This is a genomic window from Pseudomonas sp. S2_B07 (assembly GCF_054668435.1).
The window spans coordinates 41,596-62,499 of the sequence record NZ_CP162769.1 but is presented as its reverse complement, the minus strand read 5'-3'; the positions used below and the strand labels follow the sequence as shown (position 1 = coordinate 62,499).

Below are 20,904 nucleotides of genomic sequence, written 5' to 3'. Positions count from 1 at the left end.
CGGTTGATATGAGTACCCCCCTGATCGAAATCCGTGACCTCAGCGTCGCCTTCAGCGGCGAAACCGTGGTACGCAACCTGTGCCTGGACATCCGCCCCGGCGAATGCCTGGCGCTGGTCGGCGAGTCGGGCTCCGGCAAATCGGTGACGGCGCATTCGATCCTGCAGTTGCTGCCCGAAACCGGCACCGAATCCACTGGCAGCATCCGTTATCGAGGCAAGCAACTGCTCGGCGCCCCGGCCAATGTGTTGCGTGAATTGCGCGGCAACCGGATCGCGATGATTTTTCAGGAGCCGATGACCTCGCTCAATCCGCTGCACAGCATCGAAAAGCAGATCGGCGAAACCCTGCTGCTGCATAAAGGCCTGACCGGCAAATCGGCGCAAGCGCGAATTCTTGAGTTGTTACACCTGGTCGGCATTCAGAAGCCCAAGGAACGGCTCAAGGCTTATCCCCATCAACTCTCGGGCGGACAGCGTCAGCGGGTGATGATCGCAATGGCCCTGGCCTGCGAGCCTGAGTTGCTGATCGCTGATGAACCGACCACGGCGCTGGACGTCACGGTACAGCGCAAGATTCTGATCCTGCTCAAATCCCTGCAACAACGACTCGGCATGTCGCTGCTGCTGATCAGCCATGACCTCAACCTGGTGCGCAGCATTGCCCAGCGCGTGTGCGTGATGAAGGCCGGGGAAATCGTCGAGCAGGCCACCTGCGAAACGATCTTCACCGAGCCGAAGCACCCTTATAGTCGCTTGCTGTTGAACGCCGAGCCGGAGGGCGAAGCCCTGCCCCGCGACGAGCGCGAGAACGTGCTGGAAGTGGACAATCTGCGCGTGCAGTTCGCCCTCAGTGGCGGGTTGTTTCAGCGCAAGACCTACCTCAATGCGGTGGACGGCATCAGCCTCAACATTCAGCGCGGCAAGACACTGGGCATCGTCGGCGAATCCGGCTCGGGCAAGTCAACGCTCGGCCAGGCGATCCTGCGTTTGCTCGACTCCCAAGGCAGCATTCGTTTTCAGGGCGCTGCGCTGGATGGCCTGACGCAAAAGCAGTTGCGGCCGTGGCGCAAGAAAATGCAGGTGGTGTTCCAGGACCCTTATGGCAGCCTCAGCCCGCGCATGTCGGTGGCACAGATCATCAGCGAGGGCCTTGAGGTACACAGCCAGTTGACCGATGAACAGTGCAAGGCCGAAGTGATTCGGGCGCTTGAAGAAGTCGGCCTCGACCCGCAAAGCCGTCATCGCTACCCACACGAATTTTCCGGCGGCCAACGTCAACGTATCGCCATTGCCCGGGCGCTGGTGCTGAAACCGGCACTGATTCTGCTGGACGAGCCGACCTCGGCACTGGACCGTACCGTACAAAAGCAAGTGGTCGCCCTGCTCCGCCAGCTTCAGGAAAAACACGGCCTGACGTATTTGTTTATCAGCCATGACCTGGCGGTGGTGCGCGCCCTGGCCCACGACATGATCGTGATCAAGGACGGCAAAGTGGTGGAACGCGGTGCCAGCCATGAGGTATTTGAATCACCGCAGCATCCGTACACCAAAGAGCTGTTGGCGGCGGCGCATCCGCGTTAGTCGCAAGACCGAGTCGCGGCCATCGCGAGCAGGCCCGCACTGGCACTAAACATTTTGGATAAGAGCCCATGAACACCACCGAAAGCCTCAAGGACTACCAGCGTGTGCGCCTGCTGGCGATCCGCTCGCTGTTCGAGATCATCGAGCAGTCCAGCGAAGGCACGGTGATTGTCGACCGCGATGCCAACATCGTCTGGATGAACGAGCGCTATGCCCGGCGTTTCGGCCTGGAGTCGGCGGAAGTGGCAATCGGCAAGGCCTGCGAAAGCGTGATCCCCGGCAGTCTGCTGCGCGAAGTGGTGCGCACCGGACGCCCGATTTTGCTCGACATGCAAGACACCCCCAAAGAACCGCTGGTAGTGATGCGCCTGCCCATTCATGACGATGCGGGCGTGGTGATCGGCGCGATTGGTTTTGCTCTGTTCGACGAATTGCGCAGCCTGTCGCCCATGCTCAAGCGCTACATGAGCATGCAGGAAGAACTGGCGTCGACCCGCTCGCTACTGCGGGCGCGGCAGACCAAGTACAACTTCGCCCATTTCATCGGCACCAGTGCGGCCAGCCTGGAAGTCAAACGTCGCGCCCGACGCAGTGCCAGCGCCGAGTCACCCGTGTTGTTGCTCGGTGAAACCGGCACCGGCAAGGAGCTGCTGGCCCAGGCGATCCACAGCGCCTCACCGCGCGCGCACAAAGCGTTTGTCAGCATCAACAGCGCGGCAATTCCCGAATCGTTGCTGGAAGCGGAATTCTTCGGCACCGCCCCAGGCGCGTTTACCGGCGCCGACCGCAAGGGCCGCGCCGGCAAGTTGCAGATCGCCCAGGGCGGCACCTTGTTCCTGGATGAAATCGGCGACATGCCGCTGCCACTGCAAAGCAAACTGCTGCGGGTTTTGCAGGAGAAGGAATTCGAGCCGGTCGGCTCCAATGAAGTGATCCACAGCGATGTGCGGGTGATCGCAGCCACTTCGACCGATCTCGAAGCCGCCATCAAACGTGGCGAGTTTCGGGCGGATTTGTATTACCGCCTGAACGTGCTGCCCATCCACGTGCCACCACTGCGGGATCGCCTCGACGACCTGCCGGCACTCAGCGAAGCGATTCTTGAGGAGTTGCGCAGTCAGCATGAACTGAACCGCGAGGCGCTGGAGTTGCTGGGGCAGCACGCGTGGCCGGGGAATATTCGTGAACTGCGTAACGTCCTGGAGCGGGCGGCGTTACTCAGTGATGACCTGCTGCTGGATGCCGCAGAGATTCGTGCAGCGATTGGCACCTTCACGCCAGTCGAGCGCTCGACACCGCAGATGATTGAGGCAGCTGAGCATGAGACGTTTAGCCAGGCTCGAGAGCGGTTTGACCGGCAGTTGATTGAGTCCGCCCTTGTGCAATGCGGGGGTAAGGTGATTGAAGCAGCGGCGCGGCTGGGGTTGGGGCGGTCGACGCTGTACAAGAAGATGGTGGCATTGGGGATTGCAGAGTCTCAATAAAGAGACATACATCTCCATTATTAGACAGACCATCACGAGCAAGCTCGCTCCCGCAGGGGACCGAGTTCTCAGGGCCAACTCACTCAACCTGTGGGAGCGAACTTGCTCGCGATGAGGCCCCGTCACCCTTAAAAAACATCTCAAAAAAGAGACAAATAATTAACCATCGCCTCGAATACTAATAAATATCTTTATATTTCAATCGCTTAACTCTCTGGCACGAATCTCGCTAAAGCCCTCTCCCACAAAAGACCTACCCTACAAAAATAACAATCCAGGAGACACACCATGAGTGTGATCATTGCCTTGGCAGCCCTCGCGCTGTTGATGCTCGCTGCTTACCGTGGCTACAGCGTTATCCTTTTCGCCCCGATTGCCGCCCTCGGCGCCGTCCTGCTCACCGACCCTTCCGCCGTCGCGCCCGCCTTCACCGGGGTGTTCATGGAAAAAATGGTCGGCTTCATCAAACTGTATTTCCCGGTGTTCCTGCTCGGTGCGGTGTTCGGCAAGCTGATTGAGTTGTCCGGCTTCTCGCGCTCCATCGTCGCCGCCGCCATTCGCCTGCTCGGCACACGCCAGGCGATGCTGGTGATCGTGCTGGTCTGCGCCCTGCTCACTTACGGCGGCGTGTCGTTGTTTGTGGTGGTGTTCGCGGTCTATCCGTTTGCCGCTGAAATGTTCCGCCAGAGCGACATCCCCAAGCGTTTGATCCCGGCGACCATCGCCTTGGGCGCGTTCTCGTTCACCATGGACGCCCTGCCCGGCACCCCGCAGATCCAAAACATCATCCCCAGCACTTTCTTCAACACCACCGCCTGGGCGGCGCCGTGGCTGGGCTTGATCGGCACGATTTTCGTGTTCTGCGCCGGCATGCTGTTTCTCCAGCGTCAGCGCAACAAGGCCCTACGGGCCGGCGAAGGCTATGGCACCGAGTTGCGCAACGAGCCGGAAACCTCGGCCGATATCAAGCTGCCTAACCCGTGGATCGCCCTGTCGCCGCTGCTGGCCGTGGGCATTATGAACCTGCTGTTCACCCAATGGATCCCGCAGTGGTACGGCAAGACCCACAGCCTCGCGCTGCCAGGCATGGCCGCGCCGGTGACCACCGAAATCGCCAAACTGACGGCCATCTGGGCCGTTCAGGCGGCACTGCTGGTGGGCATCATCATGGTGCTGGTGTTTGGCTTCCAGGCGATTCGCAGCAAACTCGCTGAAGGCAGCAAAAGTGCGGTCAGTGGCGCGTTGCTCGCGGCAATGAACACCGCCTCGGAATACGGCTTCGGTGCGGTGATTGCTTCGCTGCCAGGCTTCCTCGTGCTGGCTGACTGGCTCAAGAGCATTCCCAACCCGCTGGTCAACGAAGCCATTACCGTGACCTTGCTCGCGGGCATCACCGGTTCTGCCTCGGGCGGCATGAGCATCGCGCTGGCGGCCATGGCCAATGACTTCATCGCGGCGGCCCACGCGGCCAACATTCCACTGGAAGTGCTGCACCGCGTGGCTGCGATGGCGAGCGGTGGCATGGACACCCTGCCTCACAACGGCGCGGTGATTACCTTGCTGGCGGTCACCGGGCTGACGCACCGCGAAGCCTATAAAGACATTTTCTGTATTACGCTGATCAAGACCCTGGCGGTCTTCGTGGTCATCGGCACTTTCTACGCCACTGGCATTGTGTGAGGTATTCATGACGACTCTTACAGGCAAGACCGCACTGGTCACCGGTTCCACCAGCGGCATCGGCCTGGGCATTGCACTCAGCTTGGCCAAGGCCGGCGCCAACGTGGTGCTCAATGGTTTCGGCGATGCTTCCAAGGTGATCGCCGAGGTCCAGCAGTTCGGTGGCAAGGTCGGTCATCACCCCGCCGACGTCAGCGACCCGGCGCAGATCGCCGAGATGGTTGCCTATGCCGAGCGCGAATTCGGTGGCATCGATATTCTGGTCAACAATGCCGGCATCCAGCACGTGGCGTCGGTAGAAGAGTTTCCGGTGGAGCGCTGGGACTCGATTATCGCGATCAACCTGTCCTCGGTGTTTCACAGCACCCGCCTGTGCCTGCCGCGCATGCGTGCGAAGAATTGGGGGCGGATCATTAACATTGCCTCGGTGCATGGTCAGGTGGGTTCGGTGGGTAAAGCCGCGTACGTCGCCGCCAAACATGGGGTGATCGGCTTGACCAAAGTGGTGGGCCTGGAAACCGCGACGACGCACGTGACGTGCAATGCGATTTGCCCGGGCTGGGTCTTGACGCCGCTGGTGCAGAAGCAGATTGATGACCGTGCCGCGACCGGGATCGATCCGCAGCAGGCGCAGCATGATTTGCTGGCCGAGAAACAGCCGTCACTGGAGTTCGTCACCCCGCCGCAATTGGGTGAACTGGTGCTGTTTTTGTGCAGCGAGGCCGGCAGTCAGGTGCGTGGCGCGGCGTGGAATATTGATGGTGGGTGGTTGGCGCAGTAACCCCCCCAAACCGCGTTATCGTTCATCGCGGGCAAGCCGCGCTCCCACATTAGATCGCGTTTACCGGTGGGAGCGTGGCTTGCCCGCGATTGGATCTCCAGATAGAACAAGAGGCAAACCATGTCCGACATTCTCTGGCAACCCAGTGCCGAGCGCATCGCCAAGACGCGCATGGAGGCCTTTCGGCGTTCCATCAGCCAGCGCCACCACGTCCACATTGATGACTACCCGGCCCTGCACCAATGGTCCATCGATCAGCGCGAAGACTTCTGGCAGGCCATCGTCGACTTCTTCGACATCCGCTTCCACGACCAACCCGACGCAGTGCTGGTCGAAGGCGCGCAAATGCCCAGCGCCCAGTGGTTTCCCGGCGCCACCCTGAACTTTGCCGAACACCTGCTGCGCCGTCGCGACGATGCCATTGCGGTGATTGCCATTGGCGAGAACGGCCAGCGCGAACACCTGACCTGGGCGGAACTGGCCGAGCATGTGGCCGGGTTCCAGCACAGTCTGATCGCTGCCGGCGTTGGCCTCGGCGACCGCGTCGCCGCGTGCATGCCCAACACCTGGCAAACCCTGGTGGCCATGCTCGGCACCACCAGCCTGGGGGCGATCTGGTCCTGCTCCTCGCCGGACTTCGGCACCCAAGGGGTGATCGACCGTTTCGGCCAAATCGAACCAAAGGTACTGATCACCTGCGCCGGTTACCGCTATGCCGGCAAGGACATCGACCAGACCGGCAAAATCAACGAAATCCTCTCGCGCCTGCCGTCCTTGCAGCAGTTGATCGTGGTGCCGTATGCACGGCCACAGGCGCACATCGTCGATTTCCACACCCATGCCAATGTGACGTTGTGGGAGGATTTCTACGACGTGGGCGGCGAGCCGGATTTTGTCCCCGTGCCTTTCGCGCATCCGTTGTACATCCTCTACTCCAGCGGCACCACCGGCGTGCCGAAATGCATCATCCACAGCACCGGCGGTGTGTTGCTGCAGCACGTCAAAGAACATGGGCTGCATTGCGATCTCGGCGCTGGCGACCGTTTGTTCTACTACACCACCTGCGGCTGGATGATGTGGAACTGGCTGGTCTCGGCCCTCGCCGTCGGCAGCGCCGTGGTGCTGTACGACGGTTCGCCGTTCCATCCAGGCCCCGAACGGTTGATCGACCTGATAGACGATGAACAGATCAGCGTCTTCGGCACCAGCCCCAAGTACCTGGCGACCCTGGAAAGCAATGGCGTGAAGCCGCGCGAAAGCCATGACTTGAGCAGTCTGAAAACCCTCCTCTGCACCGGCTCCGCACTGTCGCCCCAGAGTTACGACTATGTTTACCGCGACTTCAAGCCCGACGTATGCCTGGCGTCGATGTCCGGTGGTACGGACGTCGTTTCGTGTTTTGTGAACGGCAACCCGTTTCAACCGGTGCGCCGTGGCGAAATACAGGGCAAGAGCCTGGGCATGGCCGTTGAAGTCTGGAATGACGACGGCCAACCGGTGATCGGAGAGAAGGGTGAACTGGTGTGTACCCGGCATTTCCCGGCCATGCCCATCGGTTTCTGGAATGATCCGCAACAGGAAAAGCTGCACGCTTCGTATTTCAGCCAGTTCCCCGGTGTCTGGTCCCAGGGCGATTACGCCGAGCAACTGCCCCACGGCGCGATGATGATCCATGGCCGCTCGGATGCGGTACTCAACCCCGGCGGCGTGCGCATCGGCACGGCGGAGATCTACCGCCAGGTAGAGAAAATCACGCAAGTGCTGGACAGCGTGGCCATTGGTCAGCAATGGCAGGATGACGTGCGGGTCGTGTTGTTTGTGCGATTGCGCGACGGTGTCGAACTGGATGAAGCCTTGCAGCAACAGATCCGCCAAGTGATTCGCGCTAACACCACGCCGCGACATGTGCCAGCGAAGATCGTCGCGGTGACCGATATTCCACGAACCATCAGCGGCAAGGTCGTTGAGCTGGCGGTGAGGAACGTGGTGCATGGGCAGAAGGTAAAGAACACCGATGCGCTGGCCAATCCCGAGGCGCTGGAGCAATTTCGGGATCGGCCGGAACTCGCTTTTTAAACGGTTCTACTGGACGCTCGTGCCAGGCCTGCCAGAGCCAGAGCCAAGCCGCTGCGCAGTCACGGAATGGTTCAACGTGATCCGCACCGGATCGACGATCGCGCTATCGGGATGTGCTTCAAGTGTGTTCCGCAGGAGGGACATGTTGCGGTCAAACCCGACTTCGTCGGTGTGCAACTGGCTCAGCAGCGAAGTGACCACCGCCAGTGAGTCGGCGTTTTCAAAGGCTTTGGAACTGGCGTGACGAGCATTGCCTTCATCTGTCACCGCAAGCCGGCCGGAAGCCAGGTTCAGCAGCGACGCCACGTCCAGCGACTGTCCACCGCCGACGCTGCCAGCGTCGCGGGCATAGGCGACATCACCGATCTGCGCAGGCCCGTGAAACAGCTCATGGATCAAGTCGTCTGCGACGACGTCATGATTGAATCCCAGGCCAATGAAGTGCCGGTTAAGATTGGGCGTATAGATTTCAATGAACTTCGCGTCGGATTGCCCGGCTGCACCTTTCCACTGTTGGTAAGCGCTCGTGTCGAAAGCGGCAATGTGGTGGGTGTCCTTGAGTGGATCAAGGATGAAGTTACTGATGGAAACGCCCCCAAAGTCGGCCCTGACCGCTCTCAAATAGTTCAATAACTGATTGATTGCATCGTTCGAGTCGCTTCCCATCAGCAGTCTGGCAACCAGGTTGCGCTGCGACACAAAGTCACGATGGGTCAAGGCGTTGATCGCGTTTTCGATTTTCGTCCGGGCCCGCGGCAGACTTTGTTCGATGAACTGTCGGGTATAACTGACAGGCAATGTCTTGGTAGATCGCGGCAAACGGACAGGGGCCACATAGGCAAAGTTGTCGAGTTTTGGCCCCCAGGCTTTGCCCAGACGGTCGAGGGCATACCATTGAAAATTATTGCGGGTCGCCACCACCGTGAGCTCCTCACCGATGGCACCACGGGGTCGCCAGGTACCCTGTCCGGTGTTGACGTTGCTGGCTGCGCGGACCAGGTCATAGGAATTGTGGCTGCCATGGAGTCTGCCCAACTGGGACTTTGCCAGTCCGAGAAGCTCTTCAGCCTGCTTGCTGAACCGTAACGCGCCTTTGTGGATGAGTTTCCCGGCACCATAGAACACCGTTGGCACATCATCCACGGGGTTGAAGAGGGAAACGGACGTCGCAAACGCCAGTTTGGTCAGGCGGGCGCCTTTGGACGACAAGGAGACCGCCTTCGACGAAATGCTCAGCGCTTTGGCGCCCGCCCCCACAAATGCACTGCCCAACGCCATAGCATCCATGACGCAACCGTAGATCCCGTCAACGACCTTATTGTGTTCTCCAGAAGACAAATCCTCGATGCACTTCTTGAACGGAACCACCAAATTCACGATGTAATCTGCAGTCTCTTCGCCATTTTTGCGTTCTGTTTCAAGTGCTGTCGGTACCGTGGCCATTAACTCGATTTCGTCAAATGTGCGCAACGGATGATTGTTCACAACGAACTCGGCAATTCGCCGTAGCTGCGGATTACCGAAATTACGGTAGTGACTCTGCTGCCGCGCCGACACAGACGCTGGTGCGGGAAGCTCACCCAGTTTTTCAATAATCCCCATGGCGCTGCTGGCGTCATTCTCAGCAAAATCGCCGGCAGTGTATTCAACAACCGAGAGAGGCAACAATTCGGGAGTCGCAGGTCGCAGGGGCGCATTCAGCTCCCCGTTAAAATCCATTCGGGCGGCAGTCCGCAATTTACCCGTTGAGGTTATCAGCGTCGCCAGCGTGGTGTTTTTCCGTAATTCACCGCGCAAGGCAAACAACTCATAACAGGCAACCGCATTGCCGTGGGCAGCGAACATGACAATGCCAAAACGTCCCTTCACAGCATCGTTACTTTGCTGTGTTTCGTAAGTCGTCGAAACGGGCACCGGCGATATCGAGAAGTAAGACTCAGTGCTGGTCGCTGGAAGACGAACGGTAAAAAAGGTGATCTTACCTTTTAGAAAAATCTCCAGATCATGGGCAAGCATGTGTGAAAGGGCCAACTTCACATTGGTCGCCAGCGCTTTATTCAGATCGCCGAGATAATTCCGTAACAGGCGATGGTATTCGACATTGTTGGGCGGCAGGCTCTGCAACCTTGGAAAGCGGCTATAAAGGCTGGTGACGGAGGGGTCGTAGTGAGTTGGTCTTTGTTGATTGGTCACACCGGCCAACAAATCAGGGGTTCTGGAAAAAACATCGTCGGGAAAGACCGCGCGGAAATCCCACTGGCCACCCGCAAGGTCCGCCGACATGTGCAAGCCGACCATCGACATGGGGTTGGGGGATGCATAGAGGCCGGGGTGTTGATAAAGCACTTTATCGTCCAGGAAATCACATTCCGGCACTGCTCCTTTCAACGCTTCGCGCGCAATGGTTTCGCGGTTGGGCATTGGGATGGAATAGACGCTGGCCAGATGGGTGAAGTTCTCCGCGAATTCCTGGAACGCCGTGATTGCCCGCTCGGTGGTTTCCTTTGCCGCTTGAGTGAGCTCGCTTTCGCTGATAACGCCATTCAATAGCGCCCAGTCAACGATCGGATCGATCATCGCCAATTCCCGCAGTCGGGACAGCGGTTCGCTGACAGGTTCCAGTTCGACATACGCCATGATCTGCGCATACGTCAGCACACGCGACGCCCCCTTCCTCACCGCTTCCGCCAGAGCAACGCCATGGCAAAAGGTGACCCAGGCAACCGAGCCCATCGTCATCGCTGCTGGCACGCCCGTGACCAGAAATTCCGGCGCCATCTCCGCCAGCAGCAGATGACACGCCAGCGGCGCCGCGGCAGGATCAACCCAGCCTTTGGTATAGAGTAAGGCTTGCAGCTCCTCGCGCACCACGGCCGGCGACCGCTCAACGTTGCTCGGCGCATATAAAGCGAAACCGGCGATACGCTTGCGGTCTTGGGTGCTACCGAGAGACGGATAAAGATCCAGCAACAGGCTGGTTACCAGCAGTTGCTCAAGACCTTGTGAAGAGACCTCTTGCCCGGATTGCGCGCCGAACCAGCCCGACTCCTCCAGGAGTTTCCTGGCACAAGCTTGGGCCACCGGATGCTTGATCAACTGACCGATCCGTTGCGCGGCATTATCGTGCGTCGCAATGACGCGCCCCGTTTCGCGGAACAACTTATCCAGCAGTTTGGTGTTTTTGGCGACACGCTGGGTGACCTGCCGAATGGCGTCGCGCTGCTCAACCGACAAGACGGCTAACGACGGATCATCCGTAACAAGCTGCCCCCAATAGTTACCCAGCTCATCAACCTCAGGATCGAACTCGAAAAGCGCGATCAGGTTTTTTGTTTCGCTGGCATTTCTTGGAACCATCAGGCCATGAAACTTCAGCCATTGGTCCACATCGACGAAATCTTCGCTATAAATGTAACCACCGGCTTGTTTGGCAATATCACCTATCACCAGAAGCTTCTGATAATAGTGGGACTCCTGGACGATATTCACGTCGACGACGTCCCACACTAACCGGTCTTTTCTGAAAATCTCAAGCCCGCCGGTTTCGTTGATACGGGTTGCGGCCATGTTCTCGGGGCCGTGGCGACGGAGTTCATCCATCACGACCGTGTAGTTGGCCAGGTTATTCCATGCCACTCGACCCGGCATATGGACTTCATACAACGAAGAGCCTTTCGCCAGTTCAAACTCGTAGCCTTGCCAATGGTAGGGCCCGTCGTCCTCTTGATCCTCGAAGACACTTTGCAATAAGCGCACGACCACCTGTCGCTCAGCCGCATCGACCTTTAACCAAAGGTGTTGAACTTCAGAAACCGCCCCGGACAACGGATAGTCTTTATACTTAAACTTATAAAACATAACAACCTTATGAAATTAGTTAACTGATTCATTCAACGACGGTTAATCCTGACTCATCGAATAATAACTAAACAGTAAAAAGTCATAAGACAATATTTCACAACCCCTCACTTTACCAATTTAATCAATCCACCAACCCCCAGCCATCACTGCGCATATTAACGTTCGAAGCCCCTGCGCCATAAAGTTTAAGGCGCAACTTAAGATTACAAAGCGAGTCCGCATGTTTTAGCGCCTCTTCCTCGCTGATAGCGCCTTCCACCACCAGCGCATACAGTGCGCCATCGAACGTTTGCATACCGAACTCTGCAGACTTGTCCATAATGTTTTTAAGTTCATCGAGTTCATTGCGTCTAATCAAGTCAGCAATCGTCGGTGTACCCAACATCACTTCCACTGCCGCCCTGCGCTGACCGTCGCGGGTACGCACCAGTCGTTGTGAAACAAACGCCTTGAGATTGTTGCCCAGGTCATGCAGCAACTGCGTCCGCCGCTCTTCGGGAAAGAAATTAATGATGCGGTCCAGCGCCTGATGGGCGTTGTGTGCGTGCAACGTGGAAATCACCAGATGACCGGTGTCGACGAACGCCAGCGCGTGCTCCATGGTTTCGCGGTCACGAATTTCGCCGATCAGCACCACGTCCGGTGCCTGGCGCAGGGTGTTTTTTAATGCCGCATGAAAACTTCGGGTATCGACGCCCACTTCGCGCTGATTGATGATCGACTGCTTGTGCCGATGGATATATTCGATCGGGTCTTCAATGGTGACGATATGACCGCTGCTGTGGCGATTGCGGTAGTCGATCAGCGCCGCCAGCGATGTCGACTTGCCCGAGTCTGTGGCGCCGACGAACAGTATCAGGCCTTGCTTGAGCATCACGGTGTCCAGCAGCACGGGGGGTAATTTGAGATCTTCGAAGCGCGGGATGTCGAGTTTGATGTTACGGATCACAATGGACACGTCGTTGCGTTGCTTGAACAGATTGACCCGAAAGCGCCCGATTCCCGACAACGAAATGGCCAGGTTCATTTCCAGCTCACGGTCGAACTCCAGACGCTGTTCGGCGTCCATGATGGACGCGGCCATTGCCGCGACTTCACCGGGTTTGAACGGCTGATCGCACAACGGTTCAAGGACGCCGTCGAACCGCGCGCTGGGCGGTGCCGCCGTGGAGAGATAAAGATCGGAGCCATTACCGCTGGCCAGAAGTTTCAACAGTGCATCGATTTCCATGGCAAAAAACACCCGCGAAGCATTCAATGAAAAAATAATGACCCGACATGGGTCATCCAGCCTCTACCGCCCTACGAGGATAGTAGACGCCGCCACACCGACTTAAGCGCAGGACCACTTGATGAACGCATCACCCACCGGCAGCGATGCCCAGGCATTGATTGCCCGACTGGACTGGACACAGACCCCCTTGGGCCCTGCTGGCACCTGGCCGCAGAGCCTGCGCACCGCCGTCGACATCGTGATTCACTCACCGATGCCGATGCTGTTGCTATGGGGACCACAGCTGACACAGATCTACAACGACGGTTTCGCCCTGCTCGCTGGCAGCAAACATCCACACGCTTTCGGACAGCCGACGCACCAGATCTGGCCAGAACTTCAGGACTTTACCGACCCGATTTACAGCGCCGTCCTACAAGGCCAGGTGCGCACCTACAGCGAACAGCGCTTTACCCTGCAACGTGACGGTGGCGATTCCGACTTCTGGCTGGATTTGACCTACAGCCCGATCCGCGATGAAAGCGCCGAGGTGGCGGGCATTCTGGTCACCGCCATCGAAACCAACGAACGTCGCCGCATCGCCCTTGAACTGGAACAACGCTCGGCCGCCAGCCTCAAGGCCCAGCGCGAAACCGAGCAGCGCCTGCAACTGGCCTTGGCCGCGACCGACTCGGTGGGCACCTGGGATTGGGACATCGGCGAAGACCGTTTCCTCGCCGACGCTCATTTTGCCCAACTGCACGGCATCGATCCGGCGTTGGCCGGGGAATTGCCGATCAGCGCGTACCTCCAGGGCGTGCATCCGGAAGACCGGGCGATGATTGCGCGCAGCATCAAGCACTGCATCACCCATGGCACCGAGTACGCCGAGGAATATCGCCTGCTGCAACCCGATGGGCAGTTGAGCTGGGTGTTTGCCCGGGGGCGCTGCTACAAGGATCATCACGGCCGGCCGATGCGCTTTCTCGGCGCCGCGCTGGACCTGACCGAGCGCAAACGCACCGAACAGGCCCTGCGCCAGAGCCAGACCGAGCTGCAATTGATCATCAACGCGATGCCGATCCTGATCAGCTACGTCGACAGCGAAGAGCGTTTCCGCCTGAACAATTCCGCGTACCTGGACTGGTACGGCCTGACGCCGCAAGAGCTCTACGGCAAAACCATTCGCGAAGTACTGGGTGACGAGGCCTATGCCTTACGTGCCGAACACATTGCTGAAGCACTTACGGGCAAACCTTGCTGCTTCAGCATCAGCACGCCACACCGCGACGGCAGTCTGCGGCATGCGCTGATGAACTACCTGCCGCGCCACGGCGCGGATGGCGCGGTGAATGGCTTCTACATTTTTGTGATCGACGAAACCGAGCGCAAACAGACCGAAGAAGCCTTGCGCAATCTCAATGAAACCCTGGAGGAGCGCGTCGCCGCTCGCACCCAGCAGTTGGCCGAAGCCAACCAGCGCCTGCAAAACGAGATGGTCGAGCGCGAGCGTGCCGAGGACGCCTTGCGCCATGCTCAAAAAATGGAAGCAGTCGGCCAACTCACCGGCGGCATCGCCCATGACTTCAACAACATGCTTACCGGGATTATTGGCAGTCTTGACTTGATGCAGCGCTACATCGCCGATGGGCGCACTCACGAGATCAGCCGTTTTACCGAAGCCGCGGTGTCCTCGGCCAACCGCGCCGCCGCGTTGACCCATCGCCTGCTGGCGTTTTCCCGTCGCCAGTCACTGGATCGCAAACCGCTGAATGCCAATGAATTGGTGCGCTCGCTGGAAGACTTGCTCAGCCGGACCACGGGCGACCACATCGAGCTCAATCTGAAACTGGCCGATGAAGTCTGGCCGATCAGCACCGACGTCAGCCAACTGGAAAACGCCCTGCTCAACCTGGTGATCAACGCCCGCGATGCGATGCCCGATGGCGGCCAACTGCTGATCGAAACGAGCAATGTCTACCTCGACGGCACTGACATCACCACACTGGAACCGGTCAAGGCCGGGGATTACGTGATGATCGCCGTCAGTGACAACGGCACCGGCATGACACCCTCGGTACTGGCCAAGGCATTTGACCCGTTCTTCACCACCAAACCCATCGGCCAGGGCACAGGGCTGGGGTTGTCGATGATCTACGGCTTCGCCCAGCAATCAGGCGGACATGTCAGCCTGTTCAGCCTGCCCGGCAAGGGCACCAGCGTGCGCCTGTACCTGCCGCGCTTGCATGCCATGGAACCGGAAAACGTGCTGGTGCCGGTCACGGGCGAGGCGCCCGCGGCGATTGCCGGTGAAACCGTGGTGCTGGTGGAAGACGACCCGGCGGTGCGCATGCTGGTGCTCGACTTGCTCAATGAGCTGGGTTACCACGCTCACGAAGCCGAAGACGCCAAGACCGCCCTGCCCTTGCTGGAATCGGATTTGCGTGTTGATCTGCTGGTGACCGATGTCGGACTGCCGGGCATGAACGGTCGGCAACTGGCGGAGATCGCCCGCCAGCATCGCCCGGACCTCAAAGTGCTGTTCATGACCGGTTACGCGGAAACCGCCGCGGAACGTCAGGGCTTTCTGGAGGAAGGTATGGACATGGTGGCCAAGCCCTTTTCCATCGACTTGCTGGCCAACAAGATTCGCACGATGATCGGCCAACCCGAGTGAGTTGAGGCATAATCGCCCGCCCCGCTGTCAGCACGTTGCAAGGTACGCCCCATGAAAGCTCAAGCCCGCCATATTCTGGTGAAAACCTCGGAAGAAGCCGAGCAGCTCAAACAACGCATCGCCAAGGGCGAAGCCTTCGACGTGCTGGCCAAAAAGTACTCCACTTGCCCGTCCGGCAAGCGCGGCGGCGACCTCGGTGAAGTGCGGCCGGGGCAGATGGTCGGGGTGATTGATGCGGTGATTTTCAAGAAGCCGCTGCGGGTGGTGCACGGACCGATCAAGAGCAAGTTCGGGTATCACCTGGTGCAGGTGTTTTACCGGGATTGAGGGGTGGCCTTGAGGGCCTCATCGCGAGCAAGCTCGGCTCCTGCATTGGAATGCGTTCCCCTGTGGGAGCGAGCCTGCTCGCGAACCGACTGCGAAGCAGACGGCCATTCATCCCTTATCTAGGGATCAGCGCCCCCGGCACCTGAATCACCCGACTCGCCAACCGATGCCCCGCCTCAGCCGCTTCCACCGCGCTCGCGCCCTTGAGCCGACTGGCCAGGTACGCCGCACTGAACGAATCCCCTGCCGCCGTCGTATCTACGACGCGGTCGACCTTCTGCGCCGGCACTTCAAACGACTCACCGTCACAGCGAATCAGGCACGCGTCTGAACCGCGCTTGAGCACCACTTCCGGCGTGCCGATCTGCTCGTAAGCATCGAACACCGCCTGGCAACTTGAGAAATGGAACAGCGCCTGCTCGTCCTCAACCGTCAGCAACGCCAGGTCCACATACGGCAACACACTGCGATACGCCGCGCGGGCTTCCTCAACCGACGCCCACAAGCGCGGCCGATAGTTGTTGTCGAAGACGATGCGCGCATCTCGCTGACGGGCTTCGATCAGGGTTTCCAGCAATTTTGCCCGACCTTGCACACCGAGCACCGCCAGCGTGATGCCGCTGAAGTACAACACGTCGTAATCCGGCAGCGCCGCCAGAATCGGCGCGGCGGCGGGCGTGGTGAAGCAATCGCGCACGGCCGCTTCGTTGCGCCAGTAGAGAAAACGACGCTCGCCGGCGGCGTCGGTCTGGATGCAATACAAGCCGGGCAAACGTCCGGGTAAACGCTGGACCATGCCCAGGCCGATGTTTTCGCTGGCCCAGTTCTGGCACATCGCGTCGCTGAAGCTGTCGTCGCCCAGGGCGGTGACGTAATCGACGATGCCGCGCTCGCCCAGTTCACGGGACAGGTAGACGGCGGTGTTCAGGGTGTCGCCGCCGAAGCTTTGTTGCAGGCTGCCGTCGGCGCGTTGTTGCAGCTCGATCATGCATTCGCCGATCAGGGCGATGCGCGGGATGTTGGGGCCGAGGGTGTTGATGGTGTGCATGGTGTGGGGTCTCTGGTGTTTCTTTGTTGTCTGGGCGGGCCTCATCGCGGACTAGCCCGGCTCCCACAGGGATCGTGTTACCCATGTAGGCGCCGGGCTTGCCCGCGATAGCAGCGCCTCGGTCTCAAGCCTTAGAAACAGGTTTCCATGGTTTCGATGACATTCATCTGATCATCCACCAGACACCCCGTGCGCCACTTGTCGAACGTCAGGCACGGGTGCGACGTGCCGAACGAAATAATGTCGCCGACCCGCAACTCAACCCCCGGCGCCACGGTCATGAACGCGTGCTGGTCCATCACTGCCGTCACCTTGCAGGCACTGACGTCATCGCCCTTCGCCGGCACCACACCGGCCTTGTAACGCAGCAACGGCACCGGCAGACCGGCGTCGTACGCTACATCGCGCTTGCCCAGGGCAATCACCGCAAAACCCGGTTCCGGCATCGACTGCACGTGTGCCCAGACTTCCAGCGCCGGACGCAGGCCTTCATTCAGGTCACTACGACGGTCGAGCACACAGCATTGCGCTTCCTTGTAGATGCCATGGTCGTGGGCCACGTAGCTGCCCGGACGCAACACACTGAGGAAACGCCCGGCAGCGTTCTGTGCTTCGAACTCCTCGGCAATCAAGTCATACCAGGCGGAACCCGACGCAGTGATGATCGGCTTGGCGATCGCAAACGCGCCGCTGTCCTGCAACTGCACGGCCAAACGCACCAATGACTGGGCGAATGCGCGGATACCGGTCACCGCATGATCGCCATGGATCACGCCTTCGTAGCCTTCGATACCGGTCAGAGCCAGCGCCGGTTGCGCGTTGATGGCTTTGGCCAGCGCGATGACTTCGTCCTCAGTGCGGCAACCGCAACGGCCGCCGACCACACCGTATTCGATCATCACGTTCAGGCGCACGCCGCGCGAGGAAAAGTAGGCACCGAGGTCCGCGACGTTGTCCGGATGATCGACCATGCAATGGAAATCGAACGTCGGGTCCGCCAGCAGATCGGCGATCAACGCCATGTTCGGCGTACCGACCAATTGGTTGGCCATCAGCACCCGACGCACGCCATGGGCATAGGCCGCGCGGGTTTGCGTGGCGCTGGCCAGGGTGATGCCCCAGGCGCCGGCGTCCAGTTGGCGGCGAAACAAGGCAGGGGTCATGCTGGTCTTGCCATGGGGCGCGAGTTCGGCGCCACTGTTGCTGACAAAGTCCTGCATCCAGCGAATGTTGTGTTCCAGCGCTTCGCGGTGCAGCACCAGCGCCGGCAGGCTGACATCGCGGACCAGGTTGGCGCCGGTCTGGGCAAAACCCTTTTCCACGGCGGCAGTATTGTTGGCAGTAGACATGGTCGAACTCCTCACATTCGCGGCCGCAGGCAGCCGCATTTATTCGTTGATACGCCGGGCCAGGTGGTTGGCGTTGTCGATCAGCACTCGGCGATAGTCGTTGTAATGGGTCTTGGCATCAGCCCGTGGGGCCACGATGCACAGGGTCGCAATGGCCACGCCGTTGGGGTCTTTGACCGGGGCGGCGAAGCAATGGGTAAAGGTGTCGGCGACGCTATCGAAGGAGAAAAAGCCATCGATGCCGGCCTGCCGGATTTCCGCCAGAAACTGTTCCAGCGGCAGGCGTTCGCCGTTGGGCAGAATGAAGTCGTCATGGTCGATCAGGTCGACAATTTCCTCGTCACTCAAATGCGCCAACAGCAGGCGCCCGGAAGCGGTCCAGGGAATCGGCGCGTTCTCGCCGATGTCCGAGGAAATGCGGAAATGCCGCTCGCCCTCCTTCATCAGCGCCACGGTGTATTTGCGCCCATTGAGCAGGCACATCTGGGCGGTTTCGTGGGTCTGGCTGACGATTTCCTGCAAGGCGAGATCGGCCTCGCGGGTCAGGTCGAAATGACGCAAATGCGCCTGCCCGAGGAAGTACAACTGACGGCCCAGGTAGACATGACCGTCCTTGCCCACGGTTTCCAGAATGCGCCGTTCCAGCAGGGAGGCCACCAATTCGTAGACCGTGGATTTCGGGCTGCCGATACCGCTGGCAATTTCATTCGGGCGCAGGGGTTTGCCGATTTCCTTGAGGAAGTCGAGGATATCGAACGCCCGGTCCAGACCGCGAGCCCGGCGCTTGATGGTGTCTTCGGTCATTTCATTGGTTCCCATACAAAGTGCCGGGAGTTTACCTAGAGTGCGGTGGCGATTGTTAGGCCGCCATCGCGGGCAAGCCACGCTCCCACATTTGAAATGCATTCCCCTGGGGGAGCGTGGCTTGCCCGCGATGGGCGCGACTCGGTTCAGGCCTTTTTCTTGTACGCGATGCAGTCGATCTCGACCTTGCAGTCGACCATCATGTTCGCCTGCACGCAGGCACGGGCCGGAGCGTGTTCGGGTTTGAAGTACTCGGAGAAGACCTTGTTGAAACTGGTGAAGTCCCGTGGATCCTCCAACCACACGCCAGCACGTACCACATCTTCCAGGCCATAACCGGCCTCTTGCAGAATCGCAATCAGATTCTTCATGGTCTGGTGGGTCTGTTCGACGATGCCACCCGTAATGATCTCGCCATCCAGCGCCGGCACCTGCCCGGAAACGTGCAGCCAGCCATCGGCTTCAACGGCGCGGGCGAAAGGACGAGGCGTACCGCCAGCGGCGCTACTGCCGGTGCCGTAACGAGTAATGCTCATGAGTGTTTCTCCTGATTGAATTCTGAAAAGTTAAAAGCGCGTGTTTTTGAGAAACTCAGCCAGACGCGGTGATTGAGGGCGCTCGAACAGCTCCTTGGGTGGCCCCTGCTCTTCGATGCGCCCCTGATTCATGAAAACGATTTTGTCCGAGACTTCGAATGCAAAACGCATTTCGTGGGTGACCAGCAACATGGTCATGCCTTCGTCGGCCAGGCCCTTGATCACGTTCAGCACTTCGCCGACCAGCTCCGGGTCGAGGGCCGAGGTGACTTCGTCGAACAGCATCAGGCTCGGGTTCATCGCAATCGCCCGGGCAATCGCCACGCGCTGTTGCTGACCGCCGGACAACTGACCGGGATAGTGATCACGGCGTTCCAGCAAGCCGACGCGCTCCAGCCATTTTTCCGCCAGAGCAACGGCCTCGTCCTTGTGCAGTTTTTTCACCTTGAGCAAACCCAGGGTGACGTTCTGCAAGGCGGTGAGGTGCGGGAACAGGTTGAATTGCTGGAACGCCATGCCCGTCATCGCACGATGCCGGGCGATGACTTTTTCCGGGTGACGGATGCGTTTGCCGTCGACCTCGTCATAGCCGATGGACTCGCCGTCGAGCATGATCTGCCCGCCCTGGAATTCTTCGAGCATGTTTACGCAGCGCAGCAAGGTGGTCTTGCCCGAACCGCTGGAGCCGATCAGTGTGACGACGTTGCCGCGCTGCATGCTCAGGTCGACGCCCTTGAGCACTTCGAGCTTGCCGTATTGTTTGTGCAGGCCGCGTATGTCCAGCAGGGCCTGACCGTTTTGCGTGTTGGAGAGTTGAGTCATGGCAAGGCCACCCGCTTTTCAATGTGCCGGCCGAGTAATTCGATGGCGTAGTTGATGACGAAAAACAGAAATCCGGCGAACAGGTAAAACTCCAGGGTCATGAAGGTCCGGGCGATGATTTGCTGTGTGCTGAGCAGTAACTCCGCCACGCCGATCACCGACAACAGCGTCGAGGCCTTGACGATTTCCGTCGAGGAGTTGACCCAGGTCGGCAGGATCTGCCGCAACGCTTGAGGCAACAGCACGTAACCGAGGGATTGGAAAAACGTCAGGCCAATCGCCTTGCTCGCTTCCATCTGACCGCTAGGCAGTGCTTGCAACGCGCCGCGCACGATCTCGGCGACGTGGGAGCCGCAAAACAGCGTCAACCCCAACGCACCGGCCTGAAACGCGCTGATCTGCCAACCCAGTGCCGGCGCCATATAAAAGCAGGCCAGCACCAACACAAACACCGGCGTACCGCGAATCAGGTCGACGTAGACGCGAAACGGCGCACGCATCCAGAACTTGCCGTAGGTCAGCACCAGACCGGCGACAATGCCGACCATCGTGCCCAGCAAAATGGCCAGCGCCGACACCTGCACACTGGTCAGGAAGCCTTGCCACAACACTTCGCGGGCAACCCATAACTCATGCAACCAACCAGGGGATTCGTACATGGGG

15 protein-coding genes are annotated in these 20,904 nt (G+C 59.4%); 7 read left to right on the top strand and 8 right to left on the bottom strand.

The features are described 5' to 3' along the window. Positions 1-8 precede the first annotated feature (8 nt). The 5 genes from AB4N43_RS00245 to AB4N43_RS00225 all read left to right on the top strand — a co-directional run bounded on the left by AB4N43_RS00245 (position 9) and on the right by AB4N43_RS00225 (position 7,604). Positions 9-1,583, top strand: coding sequence for an ABC transporter ATP-binding protein (locus AB4N43_RS00245; protein WP_460152702.1), 1,575 nt, complete (start codon positions 9-11; stop codon positions 1,581-1,583). Between the two features lie 68 nt (positions 1,584-1,651). Continuing rightward, positions 1,652-3,067 carry a sigma-54 interaction domain-containing protein gene (locus AB4N43_RS00240; RefSeq protein WP_059182859.1) on the top strand — a complete coding sequence of 472 codons (1,416 nt, stop codon included), beginning with the start codon at positions 1,652-1,654 and terminating at the stop codon, positions 3,065-3,067. A 288-nt stretch (positions 3,068-3,355) separates the two neighbouring features. Continuing rightward, positions 3,356-4,747, top strand: coding sequence for a GntP family permease (locus AB4N43_RS00235; RefSeq protein ID WP_027923790.1), 1,392 nt, complete (start codon positions 3,356-3,358; stop codon positions 4,745-4,747). Positions 4,748-4,754: 7 nt separating this feature from the next. Next, positions 4,755-5,528, top strand: a complete 774-nt coding sequence (hbdH, locus tag AB4N43_RS00230; RefSeq protein WP_027923789.1) for a 3-hydroxybutyrate dehydrogenase — start codon at positions 4,755-4,757, stop codon at positions 5,526-5,528. Positions 5,529-5,648: 120 nt separating this feature from the next. Beyond that, a complete protein-coding gene (locus AB4N43_RS00225; RefSeq protein WP_460152699.1) occupies positions 5,649-7,604 on the top strand; it encodes an acetoacetate--CoA ligase in 1,956 nt (651 codons plus the stop codon). Positions 7,605-7,610: 6 nt separating this feature from the next. Here AB4N43_RS00225 and AB4N43_RS00220 read toward each other — a convergent pair whose 3' ends face one another. Together AB4N43_RS00220 and AB4N43_RS00215 are read right to left on the bottom strand one after the other, a co-directional pair. Next, positions 7,611-11,462, bottom strand: a complete 3,852-nt coding sequence (locus tag AB4N43_RS00220; protein WP_460152698.1) for a hypothetical protein — start codon at positions 11,460-11,462, stop codon at positions 7,611-7,613. A 124-nt stretch (positions 11,463-11,586) separates the two neighbouring features. Next, positions 11,587-12,696: a PilT/PilU family type 4a pilus ATPase gene (locus tag AB4N43_RS00215; RefSeq protein WP_460152696.1), complete on the bottom strand. Its 1,110-nt coding sequence runs from the start codon at positions 12,694-12,696 to the stop codon at positions 11,587-11,589. Between the two features lie 121 nt (positions 12,697-12,817). Here AB4N43_RS00215 and AB4N43_RS00210 point away from each other — a divergent pair, with 121 nt between their 5' ends. Further along, complete coding sequence (locus AB4N43_RS00210; protein WP_194940167.1) at positions 12,818-15,355, top strand: PAS domain-containing hybrid sensor histidine kinase/response regulator; 2,538 nt, start codon at positions 12,818-12,820, stop codon at positions 15,353-15,355. A 51-nt stretch (positions 15,356-15,406) separates the two neighbouring features. Then, a complete protein-coding gene (locus AB4N43_RS00205) occupies positions 15,407-15,682 on the top strand; it encodes a peptidylprolyl isomerase (RefSeq protein WP_007898282.1) in 276 nt (91 codons plus the stop codon). A gap of 115 nt (positions 15,683-15,797) precedes the next feature. Here AB4N43_RS00205 and AB4N43_RS00200 read toward each other — a convergent pair whose 3' ends face one another. The 6 genes from AB4N43_RS00200 to AB4N43_RS00175 all read right to left on the bottom strand — a co-directional run bounded on the left by AB4N43_RS00200 (position 15,798) and on the right by AB4N43_RS00175 (position 20,900). Next, the gene (locus tag AB4N43_RS00200; RefSeq protein ID WP_027923786.1) at positions 15,798-16,730 is read right to left on the bottom strand and encodes a sugar kinase; all 933 of its coding nucleotides are present in this window, start codon (positions 16,728-16,730) and stop codon (positions 15,798-15,800) included. Between the two features lie 131 nt (positions 16,731-16,861). Then, positions 16,862-18,079 carry an amino acid deaminase gene (locus AB4N43_RS00195; protein ID WP_460152694.1) on the bottom strand — a complete coding sequence of 406 codons (1,218 nt, stop codon included), beginning with the start codon at positions 18,077-18,079 and terminating at the stop codon, positions 16,862-16,864. 39 nt (positions 18,080-18,118) lie between these two features. Next, complete coding sequence (locus tag AB4N43_RS00190) at positions 18,119-18,883, bottom strand: IclR family transcriptional regulator (protein WP_027923784.1); 765 nt, start codon at positions 18,881-18,883, stop codon at positions 18,119-18,121. Positions 18,884-19,029: 146 nt separating this feature from the next. Further along, positions 19,030-19,419, bottom strand: coding sequence for a RidA family protein (locus tag AB4N43_RS00185; protein WP_027923783.1), 390 nt, complete (start codon positions 19,417-19,419; stop codon positions 19,030-19,032). A gap of 30 nt (positions 19,420-19,449) precedes the next feature. Then, positions 19,450-20,241, bottom strand: coding sequence for an amino acid ABC transporter ATP-binding protein (locus AB4N43_RS00180; RefSeq protein ID WP_027923782.1), 792 nt, complete (start codon positions 20,239-20,241; stop codon positions 19,450-19,452). Beyond that, the gene (locus tag AB4N43_RS00175) at positions 20,238-20,900 is read right to left on the bottom strand and encodes an amino acid ABC transporter permease (protein WP_027923781.1); all 663 of its coding nucleotides are present in this window, start codon (positions 20,898-20,900) and stop codon (positions 20,238-20,240) included. Before AB4N43_RS00175 ends, AB4N43_RS00180 begins: the two co-directional genes overlap by 4 nt. Positions 20,901-20,904: the final 4 nt, after the last annotated feature.